10 protein-coding genes are annotated in these 12108 nt (G+C 63.4%); 8 read left to right on the top strand and 2 right to left on the bottom strand.

Annotated features, from left to right (window positions below):
- The first annotated feature begins 27 nt into the window (after positions 1-27).
- From HV770_RS21770 to HV770_RS21740, 7 genes are all read left to right on the top strand, one after another.
- Entirely contained in the window at positions 28-843 is an 816-nt protein-coding gene (locus tag HV770_RS21770; protein WP_175162867.1) for an ABC transporter permease, read from the top strand.
- Positions 840-1631 (top strand): ABC transporter ATP-binding protein, encoded by a 792-nt coding sequence (locus HV770_RS21765; protein WP_175162865.1) that lies wholly within the window; start codon positions 840-842, stop codon positions 1629-1631. The genes HV770_RS21770 and HV770_RS21765 overlap by 4 nt, the downstream gene beginning before the upstream one ends.
- A gap of 16 nt (positions 1632-1647) precedes the next feature.
- Positions 1648-2352, top strand: a complete 705-nt coding sequence (locus HV770_RS21760) for an urea amidolyase associated protein UAAP1 (protein ID WP_175162864.1) — start codon at positions 1648-1650, stop codon at positions 2350-2352.
- A gap of 15 nt (positions 2353-2367) precedes the next feature.
- Positions 2368-3009, top strand: a complete 642-nt coding sequence (locus HV770_RS21755) for an urea amidolyase associated protein UAAP2 (protein WP_121323585.1) — start codon at positions 2368-2370, stop codon at positions 3007-3009.
- Positions 3010-3183: 174 nt separating this feature from the next.
- The gene (gene uca, locus HV770_RS21750) at positions 3184-6783 is read left to right on the top strand and encodes an urea carboxylase (RefSeq protein ID WP_175162862.1); all 3600 of its coding nucleotides are present in this window, start codon (positions 3184-3186) and stop codon (positions 6781-6783) included.
- A gap of 20 nt (positions 6784-6803) precedes the next feature.
- Positions 6804-8612, top strand: coding sequence for an allophanate hydrolase (gene atzF, locus HV770_RS21745; RefSeq protein ID WP_175162860.1), 1809 nt, complete (start codon positions 6804-6806; stop codon positions 8610-8612).
- A 472-nt stretch (positions 8613-9084) separates the two neighbouring features.
- On the top strand, positions 9085-9852 hold the full coding sequence (locus HV770_RS21740) for a bestrophin-like domain (RefSeq protein WP_175162858.1): 768 nt from the start codon (positions 9085-9087) through the stop codon (positions 9850-9852).
- Between the two features lie 43 nt (positions 9853-9895).
- On the opposite strand, the gene HV770_RS21735 is transcribed toward HV770_RS21740, so the two are convergent.
- Complete coding sequence (locus HV770_RS21735; RefSeq protein WP_175162856.1) at positions 9896-10525, bottom strand: TetR/AcrR family transcriptional regulator; 630 nt, start codon at positions 10523-10525, stop codon at positions 9896-9898.
- A gap of 83 nt (positions 10526-10608) precedes the next feature.
- Here HV770_RS21735 and HV770_RS21730 point away from each other — a divergent pair, with 83 nt between their 5' ends.
- Positions 10609-11736: an MBL fold metallo-hydrolase gene (locus HV770_RS21730; RefSeq protein WP_175162854.1), complete on the top strand. Its 1128-nt coding sequence runs from the start codon at positions 10609-10611 to the stop codon at positions 11734-11736.
- Between the two features lie 99 nt (positions 11737-11835).
- Here HV770_RS21730 and HV770_RS21725 read toward each other — a convergent pair whose 3' ends face one another.
- On the bottom strand, positions 11836-12039 hold the full coding sequence (locus tag HV770_RS21725; protein ID WP_175162852.1) for a hypothetical protein: 204 nt from the start codon (positions 12037-12039) through the stop codon (positions 11836-11838).
- Positions 12040-12108 lie beyond the last annotated feature (69 nt).

Below are 12108 nucleotides of genomic sequence, written 5' to 3'. Positions count from 1 at the left end.
CCCACGCATTCCACAAGGCGAGCAGCCATGCGACTCATCAATCGATATCCCAGCCGAAGCGGTGGCTTGATGCTGCTGTTGCTGCCGTTCATCGTGCTGGTAGCGATTTATTTCACCGGGTCGTCGATGCGGCTTCAGCTCAACCCCGACGACAAGCTGCTGCCGGGGGCGACGCAGATGAGCGACGCCATCAAGCAGGTCGCCTTCACCGAGGACAAGCGCACGGGCGAGTATCTGCTGTGGGCCGACACGGTATCGAGCTTGCGGCGGCTAGGCATCGGCCTCCTCGTAAGTGCCGTGATCGCGCTGGTGGCGGCCATCGCAACCGGCTCGTTTCCGCTGGTGAGCGCAACGTTTTCGCCGTTCATCACGGTGATCTCGATGATCCCGCCGCTCGCGGTGCTGCCGATTCTGTTCATCGTATTCGGGCTCGACGAATTGTCGAAGGTCGTGCTGATCGTGGTCGGCATTACGCCGATGATCATCCGCGATCTGCATTCGCGGGCCCGTGAAATCCCCACCGAGCTATGGGTCAAGGCGCAAACGCTCGGCGCGACCAGCTGGACGTTGATTCTGCGTCTCGTGCTTCCGCAGTTGCTGCCGCGTCTATTGGTGGCGATGCGTCTGTCGCTCGGCGCGGCGTGGCTCTTTCTGATCGCCGCGGAAGCGATCGCTGCGACGGATGGCCTCGGCTACCGCATCTTTCTGGTGCGCCGCTACCTCGCGATGGACGTGATCCTGCCATACGTGGCGTGGATCACGCTGCTCGCGTGGCTCACCGACGAACTGCTGCGCCGCCTCACGCAATGGTCGTTCCCCTGGTATGGCGGAGGCGCACGATGATCGAAGTTCGCAACGTCTGGAAGGAATACGGCGATCAGGTCGTGCTGGAACGATTGAACCTGCGCATCGAAGAAGGCGAGTTCTGTTCGATGGTCGGCGCATCGGGCTGCGGCAAGTCCACGTTCCTGCGGCTGCTGCTCGGCCAGGAGCGCGCGACGCGCGGCGCGATTCTGCTGGACGGCGAACCGTTGCCGGGCGAACCCGACGAGCATCGCGGCGTGGTGTTTCAGCGCTATTCGGTGTTCGACCATCTCACGGTGATTCGCAACGTGATGCTGGGACTCGAACTGCCGCGTGCGAAATTCACGGGCCGTCTGTTCGGCGCGCAACGCCGTGCGGCGCGAGACGAGGCCGCCGCGATGCTCGAACGCGTGGGCCTCGGTGCGGCACTGGACAAATATCCGCAGCAACTCTCGGGCGGCATGCAACAGCGCCTCGCGATTGCCCAGGCGCTGATGATGAAGCCGCGCGTGCTGTTGCTCGATGAGCCATTCGGCGCGCTCGATCCCGGCATCCGCAAGGACATGCACGAATTGCTGCTGAGCCTGTGGCGCGAATCGAAGCTGACGATCTTCATGGTCACGCACGACCTGAAGGAAGGCTTCACGCTGGGCAGTCGCGTGCTGGTGTTCGACAAGGTCCGCGTCGATCCGCAGGCACCCGGCGCCTATGGCGCGCGCATCACCTACAACATTCCGCTCGACCACAGCCGCGGCTGCGCGTCGTCCCTTCATATGGCCCAGGCCGTGGTGGAAGGCGCGTCCCGTGTCGAAGCGGTCTCAGCCTGACAGGAGTCTTAACCTCATGGATCTGCTACTCGAAGAAACCGTCCCCGGCGGCGGCCATGCCTCGTTGATCATCAAGCGCGGCCAGTCGCTGCGCATTACCGACCTGCGTGGCGGCGCGAACGTCAGCGTGATGCTGATCAACGCAAACGAGAAGAGCGAACGGCTCAACCTGCCCGACACGCTCAAGTGCCAGCACACGGCGAAGCTCACTGACGGCCATTGCCTGTACTCCGATATGGGCCGTGTGCTGGCCGCGATCGTGGCGGACACCTGCGGCTGGCACGACAGCATAGGCGGCGTATCGAATGCGGAAGAAGTGCACGAACGCTACGGGTCGGGCCGCTATCAGGAATTGCGCAACGCGTTTTATCGCAACGGCACCGACAATCTGCTCGTCGAAATGGGCAAGTGGGGGCTCGGCATCTCTGACCTGCTGATGACGCTCAACCTCTTCAGCCGTGTCGACGTCACAGGCGAGGGCGCGCTGAATTTCGTGCCGGGCAATTCGAAGGCCGGCGACTACGTCGAGCTGTACGCACCGATGAACACGCTCGTGGTGCTCACCGCGATCCAGCATCCGCTCGATCCGAATCCGGAATATGCGCCCAAGCCGGTCAAGCTTGCATTGAGCCATGCGCGGCGCGACGTCGCCGAACTGTGCCGAACCTCATGTGAGGAAAACGTGCGCGGTTTCATCAACACCGATCGCTTCTTTCTTTGAGCGGAGCCCGACATCATGACAACGACGCTGACAGCTAGCGACAAACGCGCCGAACACGCGGTCTTTCGCGAAACACTCGCGGCCGGGGAACCGTGGCTGCACGAACTGAAGGCCGGCCAGACGCTGCGTATTCTCGATCTGGAAGGCAATCAGGCCGTCGATACGCTGTTCTTCAGTCTCGCCGATCCGCGTGAGCGGTTCGATCCGCAACGCACGCTGCGCAGGCAGAAAAGCCTGTACCTGACGACGGGCACCGTGCTCTATTCGAACCTCGGCAAGCCGATGCTGACGATCGTCGCCGATACCTGCGGCCGTCACGACACGCTCGGCGGCGCGTGCGCGCAGGAGAGCAACACGGTGCGCTACGCGCTGGAAAAGCGCTACATGCATAGCTGCCGCGATAACTACCTGCGCGCCTGTGCACACGACGGACGTTTGTCGAAGCAGGACATCGGCGCCAACATCAACTTCTTCATGAACGTGCCGGTGACGTCCGAAGGCGGCCTGACTTTCGAAGACGGCATCTCGGCGCCGGGCAAGTACGTCGAACTGCGCGCGGAAATGGATGTGATCGTGCTGATCTCCAACTGCCCGCAGCTGAACAATCCGTGCAATGCCTACAACCCGACGCCCGCGGAGTTGCTGATATGGAACTGAAGCGTATGCGCAACTGGCTTTACTTCGTCATGCTGGTTCGCTCGGGACGCTGCTGCACCTGCACGCGCGAACAACTGACTCACGCAGATCGCTGACACGGACCTCTGCCGCGGACGACCTCGGCATGCATTCCCACGTGGCGGGACGGCCCGCCCATGAATCAAGATCCCTTTCATGTTCGAGAAAATCCTGATCGCCAATCGCGGCGCGATTGCGTGCCGCATCCTTAGAACGCTGCGCGAACTCGACGTTACCGGTGTTGCCGTTTACGCCGAAGCGGATCGCGCGAGCCTTCATGTGAGCGAGGCGCCCATCGCGCATGATCTCGGCGATGGAGCCGCGTCGGCCACCTATCTCGATACGGAAAAGATTCTGGCGATCGCCCGCCGCGAGAACGTGCAGGCGATCCATCCGGGTTACGGTTTTTTATCGGAGAACGCCGGTTTCGGCGAAGCGTGCGAAGCGGCGGGCATTGCGTTCATCGGACCGACGCCGGCGCAATTGCGCGCCTTCGGTCTGAAGCACACGGCGCGTGCAATCGCGGCGCAAGAGGGCGTGCCGATGCTCGAAGGCACCGGCTTGCTCGAGGACCTCGCCGCCGCGCTCGAGGCGGCAGCCGCGATCGGCTATCCGGTGATGCTGAAAAGCACGGCGGGCGGCGGCGGCATCGGCATGCGGGTGTGCTGGAACGTCGAGGAACTGAGCGCGCATTTCGACGTGGTCAAGCGTCTTGGCCAGAACAACTTCAGCGATGCCGGCGTGTTCCTCGAAAAGTACATCGAGCGGGCGCGGCATCTGGAAGTGCAGGTTTTCGGCGACGGCCAGGGCGATGCGATCGCCCTCGGCGTGCGCGATTGCTCGGTGCAGCGGCGCAACCAGAAGGTGCTCGAAGAAACCCCCGCGCCCTGTTTGCCCGAGGGCATGTCGGCCGCATTGTGCGACGCTGCCGTCAAGCTCGCTAAGGCGGTGAGTTACCGTTCGGCCGGCACCGTCGAATTCGTCTACGACAGCGCGGCGCAGCAGTTCTATTTCCTCGAGGTGAATACGCGCCTGCAGGTCGAGCATGGCGTAACCGAGCAGGTCTGGGGCGTCGATCTCGTACGTTGGATGATCGAACTGGCGGCGGGCACGCTCGCGCCGTTGCAGGAACTCGCCGCGGGTTTGCAGCCGCAGGGACACGCGATTCAGGCGCGGCTTTACGCCGAAGATCCGGGCCGCGATTTCAAGCCGAGTCCCGGCCTGCTGACCGATGTCGCGTTTCCGCACGCAGACGGTCGCGCACTGCGCATCGATACGTGGGTCGAAGCGGGCTGCGAAGTGCCGCCTTACTTCGACCCGATGCTGGCGAAAGTGATCGCATGGTCGCCGACGCGCGACGCGGCACGCCGCGCGCTCAACGACGCGTTGCAGAACACGCGCATCTACGGCGTGGAGACGAATCGCGACTATTTGCGGCAGATTCTCGACGACCACCCGTTTGCATCGGGCGAACCGTGGACGCGCTGTCTCGAAGGGCTCAGGTATCGGGCGAGCACGATCGAAGTGATCAGTGGCGGCACGCAGACGACCGTGCAGGATCATCCGGGCCGTCTCGGCTACTGGGCGGTCGGCATTCCGCCTTCCGGTCCGATGGATGACCGCGCATTGCGGCTCGGCAACCGGCTGCTCGGCAATGCCGCCGACGCCGCCGCACTCGAAATCACCATGAGCGGGCCGACGTTGCGCTTCAACACGGATGCGGTCGTTACGGTGACGGGCGCGCGTCTGCCGGTGCTGCTCGACGATATCGAACAGCCGTTGAACACGACGCTCTTTGTCGCGGCTGGTTCGACGCTTGCGCTCGGCACGATTCGCGGCGCGGGTGCGCGTGCCTATCTGTGCGTGCGCGGCGGTTTCGATGTCGCGGTGTATCTCGGCAGTCGCAGCACCTTCACGCTCGGCCAGTTCGGCGGACATGGCGGGCGGGCGCTGCGTGCAGGCGATGTATTGCACCTTCACCCGCTGCAGGATGAGAAAGCGGGCGCGGCGCTCGCCAAGGTCCCCGAGCTGGAAACGGTGCGGACGCTGCGCGTGATCTATGGTCCGCACGGCTCGCCGGAGTACTTCAGCCCGCGTTATATCGAGCAGTTCTTCGACACCGAATGGGAGATCCATTTCAACTCCAGCCGCACCGGTGTGCGTCTGATCGGACCGAAGCCTGAGTGGGCGCGCGAGGATGGCGGCGAGGCGGGGCTGCATCCGTCGAACATTCACGACAACCCATATGCGGTCGGCGCCGTCGATTTCACCGGCGACATGCCGGTGATTCTCGGACCCGACGGCCCGAGCCTCGGCGGCTTCGTGTGCCCGGTGACGATCATCGAGGCGGACCTTTGGCAGATCGGTCAGTTAAAAGCGGGCGACAAGGTGCGCTTCGTGGCGGTGCACATCGATGCAGCGCGTGAGGCGGCGCGCCAACGTCTGCGTGAATTGCAGACCCTCGAATTCGACGCAAAGCCGCCATTCACCGAGCCCGCAGCGCTCGTCTCGCCGATCGTTCTCGATACCGGTGCGGATCGCGAACGGCTCGTCGCACGCGTTTCCGGCGACACGCATCTATTGCTCGAAATCGGCCCGGCGGAACTCGATCTCGTGTTGCGTTTTCGCGGCCATGCGCTCATGCAGTCGCTCGAATCGATGGCGCTGCCTGGCGTGATCGATCTGACGCCCGGCATCCGCTCGCTGCAGATTCACTACCAGCCTGAAACGCTGCCGCTGCCGCAGTTGCTCGCGATCGTCGAGCGCGCTTGGCAGCATGTGCTGTTGCAGAAGGATTTGCGCGCACCGTCGCGGATCGTGCATTTGCCGCTGTCGTGGGACGACCCCGCCTGCCGGCTCGCGATCGACAAATACATGACCACGGTGCGCAAGGATGCGCCGTGGTGTCCGAGCAATCTCGAGTTCATCCGCCGCATCAACGATCTCGACTCGATCGATGCCGTCAAGCAGATCGTCTTCGATGCCAGCTATCTCGTGATGGGACTCGGCGACGTATATCTCGGCGCGCCGGTCGCGACGCCGCTCGACCCGCGTCACCGGCTCGTGACGACCAAATACAATCCGGCGCGCACCTGGACGGCGGAGAACTCGGTCGGCATCGGCGGTGCGTATCTGTGCGTGTACGGGATGGAGGGGCCAGGCGGTTATCAGTTCGTCGGCCGCACGTTGCAGATGTGGAACCGCTATCGCGAAGTCGCCGATTTCGCGGGACGGCCCTACCTGTTGCGCTTCTTCGATCAGATTCGCTTCTACGAAGTGCCCGCCGACGAGTTGCTGCGTATTCGCGCGGACTTTCCGCTGGGGCGTTATCCGTTGAAGATCGAAGAAACGGAGTTGTCGCTGGCCGACTATCAAACGTTTCTCACGCGCGAATCGGCGGGCATCGAGCAATTCCGCGCGCGTCAGCAAGCCGCGTTTCAGGCCGAACGCGAGCGCTGGCGCGCAGCGGGAACGGTGGACGAGAGCTTTGACGCGCCGGTTGCCGAGGACGCGGAACTGGCGCCGCTGAAAGATGGCGAGATAGCGGTGGACAGCGAGATTGCCGGTAGCCTTTGGCAAGTGCGCGTGAATGCCGGCGACACGGTCGAAGCGGGCGAGGTGCTGCTCGTCATCGAGTCGATGAAGATGGAGATCTCCGTGTGCGCGCCGTGTGCGGGAACCGTCGGCGAAATACACGTGGCGCCTGGTTCTGCGGTGCGCGCGGGGCAGCGCGTTGCCGTCATCGAACGTCTTTGATTTTTCCGGGGTAAACATCCATGTCTTCATTTGATCTGCGTTTGTCTACGCTGCGCGCCGCTTACCGTGCCGGGACGCTCACGCCGCGCCAGTTGATTGGCGAGTTGCGGGCGAAAGCCGCTGCACTGAATCCCGCGTTTCATCTGTTCATCCACCTTCTGAGCGAAGCGGAAGTCGCGCCGTATCTGGACCGGCTGGAAACACAGGATATCGAAGCATTGCCGCTCTATGGCATTCCGTTCGCGATCAAAGACAACATCGATCTGGCGGGGATTCCGACGACGGCCGCCTGTCCCGCGTTTGCCTATACGCCAGGCGAGTCGGCGACGCTCGTCGCGCAGCTGATCGCGCTGGGCGCCGTGCCGCTCGGCAAGACCAACCTCGACCAGTTCGCCACCGGCCTGAACGGCACCCGTTCGCCGTACGGCAAGTGCCGCAACAGCGTGCATCCCGACTATCCGTCGGGCGGATCGAGTGCGGGGTCGTCGCTGGCGGTCGCGCTGGGCGTCGCCAGCTTTGCGCTCGGCACCGACACGGCGGGCTCCGGCCGCGTACCGGCGGGGCTCAATAATCTTGTCGGACTCAAGGCGACCAAAGGTGTGCTGTCCACTGCCGGTGTCGTGCCGGCCTGCCGCACGCTCGATTGCGTGACCTACTTCACGGCGACCGCGCGCGAAGCGAGCGACCTGCTCGCACTCACAGCGCAAGCCGATCCCCGCGATGCATACAGCCGTAAGAACCCGCAATGGAACGACGCACGCGCATTCGGCAAGCTCGCCACCTTCCGCTTCGGCGTGCCGTCGCAACCCGAATTCGCGGGCTGTGCTGAAAGTCCGGCGTTGTTTGCGAAGGCTCGTGCGCTGCTCGAAGCGGCGGGCGGCGAGGCGGTCGAGATCGACTTCGCGCCGTTCGTCGAAGCGGCGAACCTGCTTTATCAAGGCCCCTGGGTCGCGGAACGCTACAGCGTGGCGGGCGAGTTGATGGAAGCGAACAAGGAGGCCGTGTTGCCGGTCATTCGCGACGTGCTGGCGAAGGCGCCGAGCGCCACTGCAGTCGAACTGTTTCGCGCGCAATACCGGCTGCAAGCGTTGAAGGCGGTCTGCGACGCCGCGCTCGAATCACTGGACTTCGTTCTCACGCCGACTTATCCGCGTCCCGTCACGCTGGCAGAGTTGGAGCGCGACCCCATCGGGCCGAACTCGTTACTCGGCTACTATACCAACTTCATGAATCTGCTCGACTACGCGGCCGTCGCGACACCGACCGCATTCATGAAGAATGGCCTGCCATGGGGCGTAACCGTGTTCGGCCGCGCGTTCACGGATCAGTATCTGTTGAGCGTGGCCGATCTGCTGCAGCGATCAAGCGGTGTCGAATGTGTCGGGGGCGGCAAGCCCGATGCGAGCGAGCGACCGACGACGGCAGCCAACGATCGGGTACGTGTCGCGGTGTGCGGCGCCCACATGCAGGGGTTGCCGCTCAATCGCGATCTGGTTTGCCGCGGCGCACGCCTCGTAGAGGCGACGCAAACTGCGCCGCGCTATCGCTTGTCCGCGCTGGCGGCCACGCCGGATGGCACGAGGCGCCCCGGCATGCGGCGCGTGCCGGACGGCGGCGCGGCGATCGCGATCGAAGTCTGGGAGATGCCGAGTCTGGAATTGGGCTCGTTCCTCACGACGATTCCCTCTCCGCTTGCGCTAGGGAAGGTCGAACTGGCGAACGGTACGTGGGTGACCGGCTTTGTGTGCGAAGGTTATGGCCTGGAGGCCGGGACCGACATCACGGAGTTCGGCGGCTGGCGAGCATGGCTCTCAAGCGGGCGCAAATAAATAGCGCGTGTGATGGCGGATGCGCCGTTGTGCGGCAGACAAGCCTGGCTGCCGCACATTTTATTTGCAGGGAAGCTGGTACGGCGCCATTGACCCTTGAGGACAATACCGGCTTCCCTTCGGGGCAATACAAGATTTGTCCCTTTTCTTTCGCGCGGATGACCGCTACATTGATCTCTGCGCCGGCATGTCGGAACGCGCCAGGTTTAATGAACAGATCGCCGCGAAGCACGCCCTGAGTACGGAGCACACTGGCCGCGCTTCGGCGCTCGAGACATATGATCCTCATGTTGTGTGGTCGCCGAACGAGCGAAGGTGATCGGCCGTCACAGGCTCAAGCGCTTGTTCGGTCCGGTGCAGATACCCCTCTTGATTAGCAACTTGCGAGGTGACACGGGTTCAATGTCGTGCAGCCGCCGTCTCGCGCCATGGCTGCCACGTGCCCAGCGTGTGCCTTCATAGGGAGCGATACATGCAGCAACTCATCAGGCATCCCCTCGTCCTGCTGGTCGTTTCGTTCGCGTTCATGTCGCTGGCGGCCTGGTTCGGGAACTCGGTTCTACGAAAACGTATGGCGCTCGATGAAGATTCGCGCGACGACTTCAGAACCGTTCAGGGCGCCACGTTGACGCTGCTCGCGCTGATCATCGGTTTCAGCTTGTCCATGGCGGTAGGCCGTTACGATCAGCGAAAGAACTACGAAGAGGAAGAAGCCAACGCGATCGGGACAGAGTTCATTCGCGCGGATCTTTTGCCGGAAGCGGCGGCCGCCGCGATCCGCTCGGACCTCGCGAAGTATGTCGACTTGCGCATCGAGTACTATCAGACTCGCGACACGCAACGCGTGGAGCAGATCAATGCCGCCACCTCTGAACTGCAGGACAAGTTGTGGTCCGCAGCCAGGAGCGGCGTCGTCACCCAGCCGAATCCCGTCGTCGCGCTCGCTGTTGCAGGCATGAACGATGTGATCAACACCCAAGGCTATACCCAGGCAGCATGGTCGAACCGCATCCCCGTGGCGGCCTGGATAATGATGATCCTGATCGGCGTGTTCGCCAACGTACTGGTGGGCTATGGGGCGAAAAATCCGAGCAGCAAAGGCCGCTTCCTGATGATCATGCCGTTGACCGTGTCTATCTCGTTCATGTTGATTGCGGACATCGATACTCCGCGCAACGGCATCATCCGTGTCGTGCCGCAAAATCTCATTAGCGCGGCGCAATCTCTGCACAGACCATAAGGCCGCTCGACACGCTCACCGGCCCCACACAAGATAACCACGCTCAAGCCGCCCCGGCCCCTGCGTAACGCGCCAGAAACATATCCGCCGCGGAATCCGCCACCTGCTTCTGTTCGTCCTGACTGAGAGAGGGCTGCCCCATCGTCACCTGCGGCCAGAATGCGAACGCCTTCACGAGACCTTGCAACTGATGCGCGGCGAACACCGGGTCCGAGGTACTAAGACGTCCATCGGCGGTGGCCGCGCGTACCCATACCGTCAGGTCTTCCTCGCGTTCGCCCAGGCGCGCCACCATGTCCCGCGCCCGCTCCGGCGAATGAATGCCCGCCGCGATGGCCACGCGAGCGAGCGACAGGAACGCTTCGTCGTTCATCAGCGTCAGCTTGCGCGACAGCAGTTCGAGCAACTGCGCGCGCAACGGCATGTCGGCGCGATAAGCCGGCGCGGGTCCCATATGACTGGCTTCCCACAACTGCCGCAGGATCTCCGCGAACAGCGCTTCCTTGCTGGGGAAATGGTTGTAGATCGTGCGCTTGGAAACGCCCGCGCGAGCGGCGATGCGGTCCATGCTGGTCGCATCGAAACCGGCTGCGAGAAATTCTTCGATGGCCGCGCTGATGACGGCGAGGCGCTTGCGATCGGTGAGGCGCTGAGGGGTGACATGCGGGTCCATCGAAGAATTTTACACCGGGCAGTTTACTTTTCAGGACAATAAACTACACTATCCAGTCTACTTTCCGCCTCCAGGCATTCCCTATGACATCGTTCATCGGTTCCATCAGCCGGACTTTGGGTCTCACCGCGGCGAAACGCGGGCGCGAGTTGTCCGGTTCGTCGGCGCAGCATGACGGCCAGCGCTTTCGCAACGTCAAGCCGCGTCCCGCGGAAGGATTCGGCAAGACCTTGCGCATCGCGTGGAACGTGTTGTTGAACAAGCCTGCGGGCACCGTGCCGTCCGGCGCGTTGCCCGTCGATACGCTGACCCGCGAGCAGCTCGACGCCGCGCCCGATCGCAGCCTGTATCGGCTCGGACATTCGACGATGTTGCTCAAGCTGCGCGGCCAGTTCTGGCTGACCGATCCGGTATTCGCCGAACGCGCGTCGCCGTTCCGGAGTGTCGGCCCCAAGCGCTTTCATGCGCCGCCGATTGCGCTCGCCGATTTGCCGCCGCTGCGCGGCGTGATTCTCTCGCACGATCATTACGACCACCTCGACCGCGACACGGTGCTCGCGCTCGCCGCGAGCACGGGCGTGTTTCTCACGCCGCTCGGTGTGGGCGACCGACTGATCGAGTGGGGTATCGCCGCGAGCAAAGTGCGTCAGTTCGATTGGTGGCAAGGCGTGCAGATCGACGGCCTGGAATTCACGGCGACGCCCGGACAGCATTTCTCGGGGCGCAGCCTGTTCGACGGCAACAGTACCTTGTGGGCATCGTGGGTCATCGTGGATGACGATCTGCGCGTGTTTTTCAGCGGCGATACAGGCTACTTCGATGGTTTCAAGGCAATCGGCGAGCGGCTCGGTCCGTTCGACGTCACGCTCATCGAGACGGGCGCTTACGACGCGCAATGGCCGTACGTGCACATGCAGCCCGACGACACCGTGCAGGCGCATGTCGATTTACGCGGCGACTGCCTGATACCGATTCACAACGGCACCTTCGATCTGGCGATGCATCGCTGGCACGAGCCGTTCGAACGCGTGATCGGCCTGGCCGCCGCGCGCGGCATCACCCTGTCGACGCCGCGCATGGGCGAGCGGTTGGACCTCGGCGCACCGCATCGCGGCGAGCGCTGGTGGCGCAACGTCGTCGAGACCGCCGATGCGCCGAAGACGTCGCGGCGGTGGTTTGCCTGTCGCCATACGGGGCAGGCCAATTCGTAAAACGCCGACCCTTGACGTCGAACCGCTTTGGCGGGACTCGAAGGTAACTTCGGAGCTGGCCGGTTCAGACAAGGCCGGACGATAGGCGAGCCGGTCGCATCAGGGCGCACCGTCATCGGCGGCCGCCGCTCGCGCGGGATGAACCGCCAGCATGTGGCTCGAAAACCCTTTGTCCTGTTCGAGCCGCCACGTCGCCCATAAACGCTTGGCTGGCTCGTCGAGTTCGATGGCGAGCCAGTTACGGCGCGGCGCGAGATTAGTGAGCGCGCCACCGAACATGCATCGGGACGAACCCTGGCGCATGGCTTCACCGCGCCACGATCGCGGTTTGTGGCTCGAATCCGCAACGCGTACAGCGACGACGCGCCGCAC

Source organism: Paraburkholderia fynbosensis (assembly GCF_902859935.1).
GTDB lineage: Bacteria > Pseudomonadota > Gammaproteobacteria > Burkholderiales > Burkholderiaceae > Paraburkholderia > Paraburkholderia fynbosensis.
This window is presented reverse-complemented; position numbering and strand designations above follow the sequence as displayed.

Excerpts from the sequence above, each read along its gene's own strand:
- HV770_RS21730 (WP_175162854.1), top strand. The coding sequence starts at position 10,609 with ATGACATCGTTCATCGGTTCCATCAGCCGGACTTTGGGTCTCACCGCG.
- HV770_RS21765 (WP_175162865.1), top strand. The coding sequence starts at position 840 with ATGATCGAAGTTCGCAACGTCTGGAAGGAATACGGCGATCAGGTCGTG.
- uca (WP_175162862.1), top strand. The coding sequence starts at position 3,184 with ATGTTCGAGAAAATCCTGATCGCCAATCGCGGCGCGATTGCGTGCCGC.
- HV770_RS21760 (WP_175162864.1), top strand. The coding sequence starts at position 1,648 with ATGGATCTGCTACTCGAAGAAACCGTCCCCGGCGGCGGCCATGCCTCG.
- HV770_RS21770 (WP_175162867.1), top strand. The coding sequence starts at position 28 with ATGCGACTCATCAATCGATATCCCAGCCGAAGCGGTGGCTTGATGCTG.
- HV770_RS21755 (WP_121323585.1), top strand. The coding sequence starts at position 2,368 with ATGACAACGACGCTGACAGCTAGCGACAAACGCGCCGAACACGCGGTC.
- atzF (WP_175162860.1), top strand. The coding sequence starts at position 6,804 with ATGTCTTCATTTGATCTGCGTTTGTCTACGCTGCGCGCCGCTTACCGT.
- HV770_RS21735 (WP_175162856.1), bottom strand. The coding sequence starts at position 10,525 with ATGGACCCGCATGTCACCCCTCAGCGCCTCACCGATCGCAAGCGCCTC.
- HV770_RS21725 (WP_175162852.1), bottom strand. The coding sequence starts at position 12,039 with ATGCGCCAGGGTTCGTCCCGATGCATGTTCGGTGGCGCGCTCACTAAT.
- HV770_RS21740 (WP_175162858.1), top strand. The coding sequence starts at position 9,085 with ATGCAGCAACTCATCAGGCATCCCCTCGTCCTGCTGGTCGTTTCGTTC.